Consider the following 16,901-nt stretch of genomic DNA (forward strand, 5'->3'; position numbering starts at 1 on the left):
GGCATGGGGACTTGGGTCCACCGTGCCGTCACCGGCAGTCCGCCGGGATCGGTAGGACGCCCCCACTTTTCCGGCCGCCCTCCCCGTCCTGACGGCCCCCAGCCCCAGCGGAGCGGGGAGGGCGGGTGATCCGGGGGTGCCATGACGGCCCGGCGGGGATGCGCGAGCCGCGGGACGGGGGTCATGTCGGCGGGCGGGCGCTGCCCGGGTAGCCCGGGGGGAGGTCCGGGCCCCGAAGAAGCGGGGTGTCCCGGGGGGAGACACGCCTTTCCCCGGCGCCGCACGGGGCATATGGGGGTCGTGGGCCCGCCCGGACCCCGGTGCGGACGGTCGGAACCGGCCGCGCAGTCGGCGCCATCCCCAGGGCGGTTCCCCGCGCGCACGCCTCCTGCCTGCGGTTCTCCCCGCCCCTCCCCACTGCCCGCACGGGTGGGCAGGGGCCGCTGGAGAATATGGGGAACGGTTACCCATGCGGGGGGCCATGGAGGTCTGCGACCTTCTCTCTCGTGACCGACACCGCAAGCCTCCCGACTCCCCGGAGCGCCGGACTCCCCGCCACCTGGTGGGCCCCGGCGCTGACCCTCACGGAGCGGCTCGCCGCCCCCGGGCTTCCTGCGGCGTCCGCCGGAACCGGGGTCCCGGGGCCGATGCCCTGGACCGCCGGGGACGCGGAGGGCTTCGCGCTGCGGCTGGACCGTCTGGGCGTCGACGAGGCCGCGGTGGGCGCGCTGGCGGCCGAACCGGCTGAGCGGCTGGCCGCCCGGGTGGCGAAGCCCGACTGGGCCGCGTTCGGGGAGACGGTCCTCGCGACGGCTTCCGACGACCTCCCCGAGGTCGAGGTGAGCGGCGAGGGGCCCGACGTGTTCGCCGCGGTCGTCCGGCCGGTGACCGCCACCGCCGCCGCCCGCCTCGCGGACCTGCTGACCGGGGTACCGGCGGCCGAACAGGCCGTCTGGCTGGAGGGATTCACCGAGCGGCTGACCCGTCAGCTGGTCCGCCAGGCCGCGCGCACCCTGGTCCACGAACTCCAGGCGGCCCGCCGTTCCGGGCGGCTGGCGGGGGCCGGTCCCCAGGAGCGGTTCGCCTCCTTCGCCGCGGCCACCGGCAGCCGGCCAGGACTGACCGCGCTGTTCACCACCTACCCGGTCCTGGCCAGGATGCTCGCCCGCACCGCCCTGGACGCCATCACGGCCACCGCCGAGCTCGTCACCCGCTTCCAGGCCGACCGGGAGTCCCTGGCCGCCGGCCTCCTCGACGGCCGGGCGCCGGGCGCGCTGGTCCGGGTCGATCTCGGCCGCGGCGACGCCCACCAGGGCAACCGGTCCGTGGCGGTCCTGCACTTCGCCGACGGCACCCGGATCGTCCACAAGCCCCGGCCGCTCGACCAGCACGCCCTGCTCGACACGCTGGTCGCCTGGCTCGGCGCCAAGGTACCCGGACTGGACCTGCGCACCGCGCGCACCGTGCGCCACGACGCCTACGGCTGGCTGGAGTTCATCGAGCACCGCTGGTGCGGCACGGTCACCGAGACCGACGCGTTCTACCGCCGCCAGGGCGCACTGCTGGCCCTGTTGTATGCGGTGGACGGCGCCGACATGCACTACGAGAACGTCATCGCGCACGGTGACCAGCCGGTCCTCGTGGACGCCGAGACACTGCTGCACACCGGCCTCGGGCAGGCCCTGACGGCGGGTGCCGACCCGGCCGCCGACGCCCTGGCCGCCTCCGTGCACCGCACCTGTCTGCTCCCCTGTCTCCTCATCGGCGAGCACGGTGCCCTGGACATCTCGGCGCTCGGCCGCGACACCGACGGCACCTTCCCGAGCGAAGGGGTGCGCTGGGAGGAAAGCGGCCGGGACACCATGCGGGCCGTACGCGGCCCGCTGCCCAGCCCGGCCGCGCAGAACCATCCGCTGCCCGCGGGCACGTCCCTCGCAGGCGCCGACCACACGGCGGCCCTGCTGGACGGATTCCGCACCGCCTACCGGGCAATCGCCGGACACCGCCACGAACTCCTCGGCCCTGAGGGGCCGTTGGCCCGCTGGGCGGACCGCCCGGCCCGGCTGATCGCCCGCGCGACCCGGCTGTACGCGACGCTGCTGGAGGAGTCCACCCATCCGACGCTGCTGAGGGACGCGCTGGCCCGGGAGAGCGTGTTCGCGTTGCTGTGGACCGAGTCCGAGCACGACACGGCGCGGGAGCGGCTGATCGAGTACGAGACGGCCTCCCTGTGGCGCGGCGACATCCCCTTCTTCACCCACCGGCCCAGCGGCACCGCGGTCTTCTCCGACGACGGCACCCTGGTGCCCGGTGTGCTGCCGGTGGCCGCGGTGACGGCCGTGCGCGAGAAGATCGGCCGGATGGACGAGGTCGACTGCCACGACCAGGAGTGGATCATCTCGGCCACCCTCGCGGTGCGCGGCGCGGGTTCACCGCTCGACCGCCTGAAGTCCGAGCTCGCGGTCGCGCCGGTTCCGCCCGTGGCGCCCGAGCCCTCCCGGCTGCTGGCCGCCGCGTGCGGCATCGCCGACGAGATCGCCGCCCGCGCGGTGCGGGGCGGCTCACGCACCAACTGGATCGGTCTGGAACGGGTCGCGGGACCCCACTGGGCGGTGCTGCCCATGGGGGCCGGCCTCGCCCAGGGCTACTGCGGTGTGGCGCTGTTCCTGGCCCACGTCGACGCCCTCACCGGTGCCGGCCGGTACGCCGCGGCGGCCCGGGAGGCGGTACGTCCGCTGCCCGCGCTCCTCAAGACGCTCGCCGACGATCCGCAGCTCAGCGCGGCGGTCGGCCCCGGCGCCTACGACGGACTCGGCGGGATCGTGTACGCCGTGGTCCGGCTGGCGGACCTGCTCGGCGACGGGCTGGAGGCATGTCTGCCGCACGCCCTGACCGCGCTGGGGCACGCCGCAGCCGCGTGCCCCGACCCGGGACTCGCCCAGGGAAGGGCGGGCGCGCTGGCCGTGGCCGTCGCCGTGCACGAGGCCACCGGCGATCCGGCGGCCCTGCGCCTGGCGGACGCCGAGGCGGACCTGCTGCTCGACACGGCCGGAGAGAGCACGGACGGTCACGGCCCCGCGCCGTCGGCGGGCTTCGCCGACGGGACGGCCGGGATCGCCTGGGCGCTGCTGCGGTACGCCGGTCTCCGGCCGGAGCGCGCCGCGCGTCCCACGGAACTGGCCCGCGTCCTGCTCCACGCACTCCCGCCGGCGGGCGGCGAGGCGGACCTGTCCTGGACGGAGGGGCTGGCCGGACAGACCGCCGCACGGCTCCCCGGACGTACTGTCCCCCTGTACGACGCCGCCGCCCGGCTCGCGGACACCCCGCCCGCATCCGACCTCAGCCTCGCCCGAGGTGCCCTCGGCACGCTGGAGGCCCTGACCGCCCTGGCGGAACACGGCGACACCACGGCCCGATCGGCCCTGCACCGGCACAGCGGCCAGGTCCTGGCCGTCGTCGAGGCGCAGGGCCACCGCTGCGCCACCCCCGACCACGTTCCCTCACCGGGGCTGATGACCGGCCTGTCCGGCATCGGCTACGGGCTGCTGCGCCTGGCCCACCCCGAGACCGTTCCGTCGGTCCTGCTCCTGCGTCACCCGGCCCGACGATCCACCCGCACCTGAGCTCCTCAGCACCACGGCATCTCCCACCTCCAGCCTGTGCCTCGCGCACGGGACACCAGAAGGGGACCACCGTCATGGACCAGAACCTCATCGCCGCCGACTCCACCGAGACCGCCCTCGTCGCCTCCCCCACCACCGAGCAGGACGCAGCGGGCGGCATCACCCTCTCCGGCCGCAATCGCGCCTGCGCCCGCGCCCGCGTGCTGGCCGGCATGGTCCTCACCAGCGGCATCGTCATCACGCTCAGCACCCTGGACACCTCGGTCTCCGCCCCCAACTGACGGACACCACCCAGTCGTCGCGCGTGAGGGTGCGGGCCCGCACCACCGTGTTCCCGCGAGCCGTTCCCGGACATCCTGCCGGGCTCCGCGCAACCGCCGCTACCGGCACAGCGGTTGATCCGGACCCGGGCGACACCTGCCCCTGGCTCATATATGCCGATTATCATCTGCGGTCATGCGTTCCCATACGCCTTCCCTGGTCGGGCGGGACCCCCAACTCGCCCAGCTCGAACGCGCCATGGCCGAGGCGAGGCAGGGCCAAGGCGGTGCCGTGTTCCTGGTCGGCGAGGCCGGGGTCGGCAAGTCGCGGCTCGCGGCGGAGGCCGTGGGCGGCGCACTGGACTCCGGTATGCGGGTGCTGCGCGGACGCAGCAGCACCACGGGACCCGCGGTGCCGTTCCGGCCGCTGACCGAGGCCCTGATGTCGCTGTTCCGGGGCGGCGAGCCCATGGACGACCTCCCACTCGGCCCCTACCGCCCGGTCCTGGGACGGCTGATCCCGGACTGGGACACCGGGGAACGAGACAGCAGCTCCATGGTCATCCTGGGCGAGGCCGTGCTGCGGCTGCTCATCGCCACCGGACGCGGACAGGGCCAACTGCTCTTCCTGGAGGACCTGCACGACGCCGACCCCGAGACGCTCGGCGTGCTGGAGTACATGGTCGACAACCTGGTGTACACGCCCGTCCTGCTCGTGGCGACCGTCCGCACGGACATCAGCGACGCGCTGGACCTCGCGCAGTCCGCCCGCCGCCGCGGCGCCGCCGCCCTGGTCGAACTGGCGCCGCTCACCCGGCCGCAGGTGCACGAGGTGATCGCCGCCCAGCTCGGCGCGGACAGCCTCGACGACGTCCCCGCCGAGGTGCTGCAACGGCTCTGGGAGGACAGCGCGGGCAGCCCGTACCTGGTCGAGGAGCTGCTCCAGTCGATGATCGGCTCGGGGGCGTTGGTGCAGGGCCCCGGGGGCTGGCGCGCGGTCGCGGACCTGCGGCGTGACGTTTCCTCGACGCTGGCCCGCGGCATCCTGCGGCGCATCGACCGGTTGGGCGCCCAGGGGCTGACGCTGCTCTCGGCCGCCGCCGTGCTCGGCCGGCGCTTCCCGCTGTCCGTGCTCCAGCGCATGACCGGCGTCGACGACCGGGCCCTGCTCGGTCATCTGCACGCAAGTGTCGCCGCCCGTCTGGTCGTCCCGGACGAACCGGCGCCCGACTGGTACTCGTTCCGCCACTCCCCCACCGTGAAGGCCCTGTTCACCCAGATGACGCCGGGTCAGCGGGCCGACCTGGCGCGGCGGGGCGCGGAGGCGGTCGAGGAACTGCACCCGGCGCTGGAGAGCGACTGGTGCGCGCTTGCGGCCGGGCTGCGCTGCGAGGCGGGCGACCGGGTCGAGGCCGGGCTGCTGTACGCCGACGCGGGTGAACGGGCCCTGGCGGCGGGCGCGCTGAACTCCGCGGTGACGCTGCTGAGCCGCGCCGAGGGGCTGCTCGCCGAGGCGAGCGATCCGCAGGCGCGGGCCGCGGTGCTGGAGAACCTGCTGCCCGCGCTCGCCGAGTCCGGCGACTTCGCGCGCGCCCTCGACCTGGTGGACGATCTGCACGCGCTCGACGGCGCCGGCCTCAGCGCGGTACGCCTGGCCACCCTGCACGCGCGGCTGGCCAAGGTGGCGCATACCGCAGGACGCTGGAGCGACGGCAACCGGCAGATCGCGCGCGCCCGCGAGGTCCTGACGGCCGCTCCCGGCGAGACCGCCGAGGTGACGACGGCCGCCGTGGACGTCACGGCTGCCTATCTGGCCCTGGACACCCCCGGACCGGACCGCACGCAGCACGCTGAGAAACTCGCCCGCTCCGCAGCCGACATCGCCGAACGACACGGTCTGCCCGTCGTCGCCTGCCAGGCGTGGGAACTGCTCGCCACGGTGGCCCGGGAACGGGACCCGCAGGAGTCGGCGGCCATGCTCCAGCAGGCCCTGACCACGGCGGAGCGCAACCGCCTGCCGTTGCAGCGCATGTACGCGGCCACCCGCATGGGCGGCAACGCCTGGCTCGCCGAGGGCGACACCTCCGGTCTCCTGGCCGCCCGTCAGGAGGCGCTGCGCCTCGGCTCGGTGAACATCGTGCACACCGTGGACGGAATCCTCGTCCTGGACGCCGTCCTGCGGGGCGAGAACACATCCGCGCGGGCGGTCTCCGAGGAGTGCCTGGCCGTCGTGCGCCGCCTGCGCCTCGCGCCCGCGGTGCGTTACGTCCTGATGGCGCGGGCCACGCTGGAGGCGCACCGCGGGGACCGCGTGGCGATGGAGGCGGCGCTCGCGGCGTTCGCCGAATGGGACGGCGCCGGTTCGCAGGAGGAACCGCTCAGCCTGGGGCTGGCACGGGTGTTCTGCTCTCTGCTGGAGGAGGACCGGGAGCTGGCCCGGGCGGAGTTGGGGACGGTGCTGGCGCTGGAGGCCGACAACCCGTCGACGTACCACCTCAGCGGCACCCACGGTCTGGTGCTGCTGCTGGACGTGCTGGCCGGGCACGCCGACCGGGTGCGGCACGAGGAGATCAGGGCGACCGCGATGGCCCAGATGCGGTGGAACCGGCAGTTCGTGCACCTCGCCGAGGCGGTCCTGCTAGGGCGTGAGGGCGCCGGCCCGCGAGCGGCGGCGGCCGTGGAGACGGCCCTCGCAGTCGCGGAACCGTACCCGCTGGCGCAGCACCTGGGACTGCGGCTGATCGCGGACGCCGCGCACGAGGACGGCTGGGGCGATCCGGTGGGCTGGTTGCGGCGGGCGGAGCACTACTTCCACGAGCGGGACATCGCTGCCGTCACCGGGGCCTGCCGGGCGGGCCTGCGCCGGCTGGGCGCCCCGGTGCACCAGCACCGCAGCGGGACCAGCGGCATTCCCGAGCACCTGCGCACGCAGGGGGTGACGGTCCGGGAGTTCGACGTGTTCCGGCTGCTCGCGGAGCGGCTGAGCAACAAGGACATAGCCGACCGGCTGTTCATCTCCCCGCGCACGGCGGAGAAGCACATCGCGAGCCTCATCACCAAGACGGGAGCGGCCAACCGCGCGGATCTGTGCGCGCGGTCGGCCGCTCTGCGAGACGGCTGAGAGGGGGTCGCTGCGGGATCAGCGCATCTCCCGCACCGCCCGGGAGGCGAGCACGGCGAGGCCCGTCACGGCGAGGACGGCGGCGACGGCCCCGAACAGGGCGAGATGACCGGTGCCCGCGAGGGCGCCGCACAGGAGGAGCGACAGCGGGGCGGCGGCGTAGCCGAGGACCATGTCGACGGAGACGACCCGGGTGAGGACGTCCTGCGGGATGTTCCGCTGGATCCAGCTGAGGCCGAACACGCCCTGGTAGCCGATGGCGAAGCCCATGGCGAGGACCGTCACCACCACGACCGGGGTGCTCTCGGCGAGGCCCAGGACGGCCATCCCGACGCCCAGCCAGCCGGCGAGCGCGGCCACAAGCAGCCCCACCCGGGGCCGCCCGCCGACCGCACCGCCCGCCAGGGTGCCCAGCACCGCGCCGCCGGCCAGTGCCCCGTTGAGGACGCCCAGGGTGGCCGAGCCGCCGCGCAGCACCTGGTCGGCGAGGGTGGCGAAGCCGACGGTGAAGGGGCCTGCGTAACAGAAGTTGACCGCTGTGTCGAGGGCGACGATGGTCCGCAGGCGCGGGTCCCGCAGCGTGTAGGTGACACCCTCGCGGATACGGGCCCCGAGGGACGGGCCGGTCTTGGCCGGTGAGTCCTTCGGAGTCTCCGGCCGAGGGCGGGTGCGGATGCGGGAGACGAGCAGACCGCACAGGGCGAAGCACACGGCGTCGACGAGAAAGGCGACCGGCGCCTGGGTCAGCGCGATGACCGTGCCGCCGACGGCCGGGCCCACGACGGCCGCGGTGCGCGCCCCGGCGCCCAGCAGGGCGTTGGCCGGGGCGAGCAGGTCCTTGTCGACGACCGAGGGGAGGATGGAGACGCGGGCGGGCTGGAAGAAGGCGTCCACGGCGCCGAACGCGGCGGCGGCGGCGCACAGCATCCACACCGTGAGGTCCCCGGTGAGGCCGACGACTCCGACCGCGGCCATCAGCACAGCGCGGGTCCAGCTGGAGGCCACCATGAGGGTCCGGGTGGACCAGGTGTCGCCGAGGGTGCCGCCGACCAGGGTGAGCAGGGCGCGGGGCACGGCCTGGAAGGCCAGGACGTAGCCGAGGGTGAGGGTGGAGCCGGTCAGGGTCAGGGTGATCCAGGAGAACGCGACGACGCTGAAGCCGTCGCCGAGCAGGGAGAGTGCCTGTCCCGTCCACAGGAGGCGGAAGGAGCGGTGCCGGGCGGGCGCCCACAGCCGCGGGCGGTCCGCGGCGAGGGTGGTGGCCATGAGGTGCCTTTCGTCGAACGCCGAGTCGGGCCCGGTCAGTAGTGGACGGGCAGGGCGGTGAGGCTGCGGTTGAGCAGGGACGGCTGCCAGGCGAGCCGGTCCGGCTCGGCGAGGGCCAGCCCGGGCCGTTCGCACACCAGCGTGCGGACGGCGCTGACGGCGACGAGCCGGGCGAGGGCGGCGCCGATGCAGAAGTGGGCGCCGAAGCCGAAGCCCAGATGGGTGGCGCCGGTCCGGGTGACGTCGAACCGGCCGGGGTCGGGGAAGCGGGCGGGGTCGCGGTTGGCGGCGGCCGTGACGAGGAAGATCCGGTCCCCGGCGCGCAGGGTGCGGCCGTCGAGGTCGAGGTCCCGGGCGGCGGTGCGGATCGACATCTTCGACGGGCCGTCCAGCCGCAGGGTCTCCTCCACGGCGCCCTGCGCAAGGTCCGGGTCGGCGCGGACGGCGGCCAGCTGGTCGGGGCGGGTGTGCAGGGCGAGGACGGTGTTGGCGATGAGGTTGCTGGTGGTCTCGCCGCCGGCGAACGCCATCTGGGTGAGCATCCCGACGAACTCCTCCTCGCTGACCGATTCGCCCACCCGGCCCTCCTTCAGGACCTGGCTGATCAGGTCGTCGCCCGGCGCGGCGCGCCGGCGGGCGACCAGGTCGCCGAGGTAGTCCTCCAGGCTGACCAGAGCCTGGAGGGAGGCGCGGTACTCGCTCTCCTCCTGGGCGGTGCCGAGGACGAGGTCGGCGACGCGGGTGTTCCAGTACCAGAAGGAGGGTCCGTCGGTGGGCGGGATGCCGAGCCAGCGGGCGAAGACCAGCGCGGGCAGCGGCTTGGCGACGTCGGCCATGAGGTCGCCGGTACGGCCGGGCACGGCCTTGCGGGTCAGCACGGCGCGGGTCGCCTTCTCGGTGAAGGCGGTGTAGCGGGCCACGGCGCGGGCGGCGAACGCCTCCTGGAAGACCTGCCGCAGCCGGCGGTGCTGGGGCGGGTCGTTGAACACCATCCAGCGCGACAGGATGCCGAAGGCGCGCTCGGCGTCGTCGCGGGCGCCCTGGGGCACAGCGTCCATCAAGGGCCGGACCCGGTCGGCGGAGACGGCCCGGTCGCGCAGGCAGCGCATGATCTGGTCGTATCCGGTGACGAGCCAGGCGTGATGCAGCGGGCTCCACTGGACCGGCGCGTCCTCCCGCAGGGCGTCGAGGTGGTCGTAGGGGTCGGCGATCATGTCGGGGGCGAGCAGGTAGCGCTCGGTGCGGGCGGGGGCGATGGTCATCGGGTCTCTCCCGGGTCGGTGCGGGCAGGGGTGGCGGTCGTCATCGCGGCTCCCCCTGTTCCAGGGCGGTGAGCAGGTCGGCGATGCCCGCGACCCGGGGCTCGGCCATCATCGACATGTGATCGCCGTCGCTGATGTGCAGGGTGAGTCCGCCGCGGGCGGTCTCCCGCCATCGGGCCACGTACGTCTCGTGGTCGACGTCGAGGCCGGGCATCGGGACGCCGCGCGGCAGGCCGGCGGCCTCGCTGCCGAGGACCAGGTGGATGTGGCCGGGGTAGGGGCGGACCTCGTAGGAGGCCAGGGCGGCCAGCAGGGAGTGCCAGACCTCGATGGGGGCGTTCTCGACGAGGGCTGCCTCGGCCGGGCTCATGCCGGCGCCCAGGAGGGTGGCGGTGAGTTCGGCGGTGGCCCGGTCGCGCTGCGGTGAGGGCGGCAGCTCCCGCAGGTGGTCCCGCAGGCGCAGCGCTTCGCGCAGGTCGCGGGCGACGCCGTCCAGGCGGGCGCGGGCGGCGGGGTTGGGCAGATAGGGCTCGATGAGGACGAGCGGGGCGGCGGGGTGTCCGGCCTGGTGGAGCTGGGTGGCCATCTCCAGGGCGATGTTGGCGCCCATGGACCAGCCGAGCAGGGCGTGGGGGCCCGGCACGCCGCGGTCGGTGATCTCGGCGGCGTAGTTGGCGGCGATGCCGGTGACGGTGGAAGGGTCGACGCCGCCGAGGAGTCCGCGGGCCTGGAAGGCGTGGACGGGACGGCCGGGCGGCAGGGCCCGGGCGAGCGGGACGAACCAGGCGGCGCTGCCCCCGGTGGGGTGCACGCACCACAGGGGTTCCCCGGTGCCCTCGCGCAGCCGTACCTCGGAGGTCACGGTCGTGGGCAGCGTCTGGCCCGTCGCGCGGGTGGCGTGGGCGGCGAGGCGGGCGAGGGTGGGGTGTTCGATCAGGTCGCCGACGGTGACCGGGAGTCCGCGTCCGGCGGCCATGAGGGAGACGCGGACGGTGGACAGAGAGCTGCCGCCGATGCGGAAGAAGTCGTCGTGTACTCCGATGCGGGACAGGCCCAGGACTTCGCGCCAGATCTCGCCGAGGATCCGTTCGGCCGGGGTGGTGGGCGCCACGTAGTCGGTCCCGTCCTGGTCGAGTTCGGCCGGCGGCAGGGGCAGTGCCCGCTTGTCGATCTTTCCGCTGCTGTTGACGGGCATCTCGTCCAGGGCGACGAACCGGGACGGGACCATGTATCCGGGGAGGCCGGTGCGCAGGGCACCGCGCAGGTTCTCGGGCGTGGGCCGGTCGGCGCCGGGCACGGTGACGAGGTAGGCGACGAGGGCCGGTTCGCCGCCGGGCAGGTCGGTGCGGTGCAGGACGACGGCCTGCCGGATGCCGGGCAGTTGCCGCAGGGCGTGCTCGATCTCGCCGAGTTCGATGCGGAAGCCGCGCAGTTTGACCTGGGCGTCGCGGCGGCCGAGCCACTCCACCGTGCCGTCGGGCCGGTAGGCGCCGAGGTCACCGGTGCGGCAGAGCCGTTCGCCCGGCTCTCCGTAGGGGTCGGGGACGTAGGCGGCGGCGGTGAGGGCGGGACGGCCCAGGTAGCCGCGGCCGACGGCGAGTCCGCCGAGATGGATCTCGCCGGGGACGCCGACGGGGACGGGCTGGAGGTCGTCGTCGAGGACGTGGACGCGAGTGTTGCGGATGGGGGTGCCGATGGGCGGGCGGCCTCCGCCGGGGGCGAGGTCGGCGGCGACGGACCACACGGTGGTCTCGGTGAGGCCGTAGACGTTCTGGAAGCGGCGGCCGACGGCCCAGCGGTCGGCGAGTTCGGCGGGGCAGGCCTCGCCGGCGACCTGGAGGACGCGCAGGTCGGGGAAGGTGTCGTCGCCGAGGACGGCGAGGGCGCTGGGCGGCAGCATGCCGCCGGTGATCCGGGCCTCGCGCAGGGTACGGGCCAGGTCCGGTCCCGGGCGGAGGTCCTCCTTGGGCGCGGTGACGAGGCGTCCGCCGTTGGCGAGGGACCAGGTCAGTTCGAGGATGGAGGCGTCGAAGCCGAAGGAGGCGAACTGCAGGACCCGGTCCTCGGGGGTGGGGTCGACCAGGTCGCGCTGGCCTTCGAGCATGTTGGACAGACCGCGGTGTGCGATGGCGACGCCCTTGGGTACGCCGGTGGAGCCGGAGGTGTAGATCAGGTAGGCGAAGGTGTCGGCGTCGGGTTCGCGTCCCGGCACCGGTCCGAGGGGTTCGGCGGGCGCGTCCAGGTGGATCGTCGGACCGTCGAAGGGCACGGCCGCGTCCAAGGAGCGCTGGGTGAGCAGGACTCGCATGCCGCTGTCCTCGGCCATAAACGCGAGCCGTTCGGTGGGGTGCTGGGGGTCGAGCGGGACGAAGGCGCCGCCGGAGCGCAGCACACCGAGGGCGGCGCGCACCCAGTCCGGTCCCCGGTCGACGCAGATGCCGACCACCGTCTCGGGGCCGACGCCGAAGAGGCGCAGCCGCCGGGACACCTGTTCGGCCTGCTCGTGGAGGCGGGCGTAGGTCAGGGTCTCGCCGCGGTGTTCGACGGCGACGGCGTACGGGGTGCGGGCGGCCTGGGCGGCGACGTGCTCGTGGAACAGCAGGGGCGAGGGGGCCAGTTCGGGGCCGCTCGCCCAGTCGAGGACGGTGGCGCGGGCGGGTCCGGTGGCGGTGGGGCGGGTGACGGGGGCGTGCGGGTCGGCGGTCATGGCCTCCAGCTGGGCCACGTACACGTCGGCGACCTGTTCGGCGGTGACGGGGGCGACGCAGACCGGGTCGGCGTCCAGGGTGAAGGCGTTGACGCTCGCGTTGACCAGCAGGGGGAACATGGTGCGGGCGATCTCCAGGGAGTCGTCCCAGGAGTCGTGGGCGAGGCGGTGGAAGTTGACGTAGTTGAAGACGGCGTCGGTCAGGTTCGGTTCGGTGGGGCGCAGCCGGGCGATGCGGACCAGGGGCACCCGGCGGTGCGGGAGCATGTCCTGCTCGGCGGTGAACACGTCCCGCAGGTAGGTGAGCCAGTCGCCGCGCGGGCGGTCGACGCCGAACGGGACGGTGTTGAGGAACAGGCCGCGCATCCGGTCGGCTCCGGGCACCTCGGGGCGGCCGTTGGTGACGAGGCCGACGCTGTGGCCCCGGACGCTGTCGTCCCGGTCGGCGAACAGGCTCATGGTGTGGTGGAAGGCCGCGACGAGCACGGTGCGGCGGGGCACGCCTGCCTCCTTGGCAAGGCGGCCGATGCGTGCGGCGAGGTGGGCGTAGGAGCGCCGCACCTCGTGCACGGGCGGTTCGCCTGCGGGGACCGCCCCGGCGCGGCGGCGCAGGGTGACGGGGCGCAGTGCGGCGAGCCGGTCGTGCCAGTAGGCCAGGGAGTCCTCGCTGTCGAGGGCGGCCCGCTCCAGGGCGACGTACTCGGCGAAGGCGGGGACGCTCGGCGGGCGCGGGGCGGTGCGATGGGTGACGGCCTCCCGGTGCAGGGCCAGCAGGTCGGCCACGAGGGAGGTCAGGCTCCAACCGTCGAGGACGACATGGCAGTCGGTGAGGACCAGGCGCAGGTCGTGGTCGGTGATGTGGTGCAGGTGGATCCGGACGAGGGGGGCGGTGGCGAGGTCGAAGCGGCGGTCGAACTCCTCGTCGACGAACAGGCGCAGCCGGTCCCGCTGTTCCTCGCGGGGCAGGCCACGCAGATCGGTGTAGCCGACGGGCAGGTGGGCGGCGCGGTGGACGAGCTGGAGGGGTTCGCGGTAGGTGACGAGGTCGACGGAGGTCCGCAGGATGGGATGGGCGGCGACGAGCGCGTCGGCGGCGGCCTGGAAGGCGGCGGCGTCGAAGCCCTCGGGGACGGTGATCTTCAGATCGGTGACGTTGTGGTAGGCGCCGCGCCGGGGGTCGGCGAGCATCTCGTGCAGCATGCCCGCCTGGAGCATGGTGAGCGGGTAGGCGTCGGCGAGACCGTCCGGGAGGCGGTCCGTGTCGGCCGGGTCGATCTGCGAGAAGGGGGCGACCGGTTCGGGGGCCTCGGTCGCCTCGGTGACGCGTTCCGCGAGATCGGCGAGGGTGCGGGCCCGGAAGACGTCGGCGACGGTGAAGCCGAGTCCGGCGAGCCGGCCGACGCCGACCAGGCGCAGCGCGAGGATGGAGTCGCCGCCCAGGTCGAAGAAGTTGTCGGTGCGGCTGACGTGTTCGACGCCGAGGACCTGGCCGAACACCTCGGCCAGGGTGCGTTCGGTGGTTCCCTCGGGGGCGATGTGCGCGGAGCGGACGGCCGTGGTGGGGCGGACGGCGGTGAGGGCGGCGCGATCCACCTTGCCGTTGGCGGTCAGGGGAAGCCGCTCGTGGCGGACGAAGAGGGCGGGGACCATGTACTCGGGCAGGGCCAGCCGCAGGCGTTCCCGCAGGGCGGGCGCGTCCAGGGGGCGGCCCTCGGGGGTGACAACATGGGCGACCAGGCGCGCGGTGCCGTCGTCGCGGCGAGCGACGACCGCGGTGTCGGCGACACCGGGCAGGGCGCGCAGGGCGGTCTCGATCTCGCCGGGTTCGATGCGGTAGCCGCGGATCTTGACCTGGTGGTCGGCGCGGCCGACATAGGCGAGCTGCCCGTCGGGCAGGACGCGGACGAGGTCGCCGGTGCGGTACATGCGGGTGCCGGGGCCGGCGAAGGGGTCGTCGGGGAAGCGTTCGGCGGTCAGCTCGGGCCGGTTGCGGTAGCCGCGGGCCACTCCGGCGCCGGAGACGTGGAGTTCGCCGACGGTGCCGTGCGGGACGAGGCGTCCCCAGGTGTCCAGCACGTAGCCGTGGGCTCCGGTGAGAGGTCGTCCGACGGGTGAGCGGACGGTGCCGTGGACGTCGTCCTCGGTGATGGTGCGGATCGTGACGTGGACGGTGGTCTCGGTGATGCCGTACATGTTCACGAGCGCCGGGCGGGGTCCGGCGGCGGTGAACCAGTCGCGGTAGTCCCGTACGTCGAAGGCGTCTCCGCCGAAGACGACGGTGCGCAGGGCGAGGTCCCGGAAGTCGGCCCCGGTCTCCCGCAGATGGGCGCGTAGCCCCTTGAACGCGGCCGGGGTCTGGTTGAGGACGGTGACGCCGTCCTCGCGCAGCACCCGCAGCACGGCGGCCGGATCGCGCACCTGGTCGGCGGTGAGGACGGCGACGCGGCCACCGGTGGCGAGCGGGGCCCACAGCTCCCAGACGGAGAAGTCGAACGCGGGCGAGTGCATCAGGGTCCACACGTCGGCGGGGCCGAAGTCGAAGTGCCGGTCGGCGGCACCGAGCAGCCAGGCCAGGTTGCCGTGGGTGATCTCGACGCCCTTGGGACGGCCGGTGGAGCCGGAGGTGTAGATGACATAGGCGAGGTCGTCCAGGGCGGGGACGGTGTCCGGTCCTTCGGGTACGGCCTCGGCCGCGTCGGGGGCGTCGAGTTCCAGGAGCCGGGCCGGCAGTGCCTCGACGGCATGGCGGGTCGCGGTGTCCGTGACGATGAGTCCGATGCCGGAGTCGGTGACGGTGAACGCGCGGCGGGCCGTGGGGTGGCTCGGGTCGAGCGGCAGGTAGGCGGCTCCGGCCCGCCAGACGGCGAGGAGGGCGACGGCGAGGTCGGGGGTGCGGTCGAGGCAGACGCCGACGAGGGAGCCCGCGGTGACGCCGGCCGCGCGCAGGCGCCGGGCCAGTGCCGTGGCGCGGGCGTCGAGTTCGGCGTAGGTGAGGGAGCGGCCCGAACCGGTGACGGCCACCGCGTGCGGGGTGCGGGCGATGTGGTCGGCGAGGCGGTCGGCGGCGGTGCGCGGAGCCGGGCCGCTGTCGGTGACGGTGCGTGCGGGGCCGTCGGGTCCCAGCAGGTGGGCGCGGTCGGCGGCGCCGAGCGGGTCGGCGGTGCTCAGCGGGGCGTCGGGGGCGGTACGGAAGGCCTCCAGGAAACCGACGGTGTGCCGGGCGAGCGCCGCGACGGACTCCTCGGCGAACAGGTCGGGCCGGTAGACGAAGGCGAGTTCGGTGGGTCCGGCGCCGTCGCGCAGGTCGAGGGTGAGGTCGAACTTGGCGGTGGTGAGCCCGATCCGGTAGGGCGTGCCGTTCGCCCCGCCGAGCGCGAGGGTGCCCGAGCCGGTCTCGGTGTGCGTGTACAGCACCTGGACCAGCGGGTTGCGGGCGAGGTCGCGTTCGGGGCTGAGTGCGTCCACGACCTTCTCGAAGGGCAGCGACTGGTGGGAGAACGCCTCCAGGACGCGTTCGCGGGTGCGGGCGAGCAGGGCGGTGGGGGTCGGGTCGTCGGAGAGGTCGCCGCGCAGCACCAGTGTGTTGACGAAGAAGCCGACAACGTGTTCCGTCTCGGTCCGTTCCCGGTTGGCGACGACGGTGCCGACGGCGATGTCGTGCTGGCCGCTGTGCAGGGCGAGCGCGGCCTGGAAGGCGGCCAGCACCGTCATGTAGGGAGTCGTCCCGGCCCGGCGTCCCAGCGCGGCAAGCGCGTCGTTCAGGGCGGGGGGCAGGGTGACGGTGTGGACGGCGCCGCGGCCGGACGGGGTGTCGGGGCGCGGGTGGTCGGTGAGCAGGTCCAGCGGGGTGAGTCCGGCGAGCCGGCCGGTCCAGTGGTCGAGGGCGGCGCTCTGGTCGTCGGCGCGCTGCCAGATCGCGTAGTCGGCGTAGTCCAGGGGCGGTTCGGGCAGCTCCGCGCGGCGCCGTCCGGTCCTGGCGCGGTACAGCTCGGCCAGGTCGCGCACGAGGATGTCGAGGGACCAGCCGTCGGAGACGATGTGGTGCATGCCGAGCACGAGGACGTGGTCGTCGTCGGCCGCGCGGACGAGGGTGGCGCGGAAGGCGGGTTCGGCGGCGAGGTCGAAGGGGCGCAGGGCGGCGGCGTGGACGGCGGCGTCCAGGTGCCGGGAGCGGCTCTCCCGGCCGGAGGCGCTCACGTCGACGACGTCGAGGGCGGTGCCGCCGGCGGGCAGGACACGCTGGTACGGGACGCCCTCGTGCTCGGGGAAGACGACCCTCAGTTGTTCGTGGCGCTCGACGAGGTCGGCCACGGCGCCGCGCAGGGCCGGCACGTCCAGGGGGCCGGCGAGCCGCCATGCGGCGGGCAGCAGATAGGTGGGGGCCTTCGGGTCGAGCCGATCGAGGAAGTACAGGCGCTGCTGGGCGGCGGACAGGGGGATCCGCTCCGGCCGGGGCCGGACACGGACGGGTCCGTCGTCACACACGGCCGACCGGCCGCGCAGCCGCTGTTCCAGCAGGCGCCGGGCGGCCGGGGAGAGGCCGCCGTCCGCAGGGTGGGGACCGGGGCGTACGTCGGACGTGGTCATGAGGGCACTCCGAATCTCAGGTCTGCACAGGGTGGCGGGGTGCGGGCGCGGGCCGCGTCGGGGCGGCCCGCGCGG

The 16,901-nt window shown here is 74.6% G+C and carries 6 protein-coding genes; 3 read left to right on the plus strand and 3 right to left on the minus strand.

Going from position 1 to position 16,901, the window contains the following annotated elements; all coding sequences use genetic code 11:
- Window positions 1-506 precede the first annotated feature (506 nt).
- From HFV08_RS29305 to HFV08_RS29315, 3 genes are all read left to right on the plus strand, one after another.
- On the plus strand, window positions 507-3,623 hold the full coding sequence (locus HFV08_RS29305) for a type 2 lanthipeptide synthetase LanM family protein (RefSeq protein WP_312885879.1): 3,117 nt from the start codon (window positions 507-509) through the stop codon (window positions 3,621-3,623).
- Window positions 3,624-3,697: 74 nt separating this feature from the next.
- Entirely contained in the window at window positions 3,698-3,904 is a 207-nt protein-coding gene (locus HFV08_RS29310) for a hypothetical protein (RefSeq protein ID WP_168543606.1), read from the plus strand.
- A gap of 175 nt (window positions 3,905-4,079) precedes the next feature.
- Window positions 4,080-7,004, plus strand: a complete 2,925-nt coding sequence (locus HFV08_RS29315) for a helix-turn-helix transcriptional regulator (protein WP_168543608.1) — start codon at window positions 4,080-4,082, stop codon at window positions 7,002-7,004.
- Between the two features lie 18 nt (window positions 7,005-7,022).
- On the opposite strand, the gene HFV08_RS29320 is transcribed toward HFV08_RS29315, so the two are convergent.
- Genes HFV08_RS29320 through HFV08_RS29330 form a run of 3 tightly spaced genes read right to left on the minus strand, consistent with a single transcriptional unit; the run spans window position 7,023 to window position 16,826 of the window.
- Entirely contained in the window at window positions 7,023-8,270 is a 1,248-nt protein-coding gene (locus tag HFV08_RS29320) for an MFS transporter (RefSeq protein WP_168543610.1), read from the minus strand.
- A gap of 35 nt (window positions 8,271-8,305) precedes the next feature.
- Window positions 8,306-9,532, minus strand: coding sequence for a cytochrome P450 (locus HFV08_RS32200; RefSeq protein WP_168543611.1), 1,227 nt, complete (start codon window positions 9,530-9,532; stop codon window positions 8,306-8,308).
- Between the two features lie 40 nt (window positions 9,533-9,572).
- Window positions 9,573-16,826, minus strand: a complete 7,254-nt coding sequence (locus HFV08_RS29330; protein WP_168543612.1) for a non-ribosomal peptide synthetase — start codon at window positions 16,824-16,826, stop codon at window positions 9,573-9,575.
- Between the last annotated feature and the right edge of the window lie 75 nt (window positions 16,827-16,901).

The sequence above is a fragment of the Streptomyces physcomitrii genome (genome assembly GCF_012273655.1).
In the GTDB taxonomy this organism is placed as follows: domain Bacteria; phylum Actinomycetota; class Actinomycetes; order Streptomycetales; family Streptomycetaceae; genus Streptomyces; species Streptomyces physcomitrii.

What these genes read in the sequence shown, in the direction of transcription:
- HFV08_RS29310 (WP_168543606.1), top strand. Translation starts at nt 3,698, where the DNA reads ATGGACCAGAACCTCATCGCCGCCGACTCCACCGAGACCGCCCTCGTC.
- HFV08_RS29315 (WP_168543608.1), top strand. Translation starts at nt 4,080, where the DNA reads ATGCGTTCCCATACGCCTTCCCTGGTCGGGCGGGACCCCCAACTCGCC.
- HFV08_RS29320 (WP_168543610.1), bottom strand. Translation starts at nt 8,270, where the DNA reads ATGGCCACCACCCTCGCCGCGGACCGCCCGCGGCTGTGGGCGCCCGCC.
- HFV08_RS32200 (WP_168543611.1), bottom strand. Translation starts at nt 9,532, where the DNA reads ATGACCATCGCCCCCGCCCGCACCGAGCGCTACCTGCTCGCCCCCGAC.
- HFV08_RS29330 (WP_168543612.1), bottom strand. Translation starts at nt 16,826, where the DNA reads ATGACCACGTCCGACGTACGCCCCGGTCCCCACCCTGCGGACGGCGGC.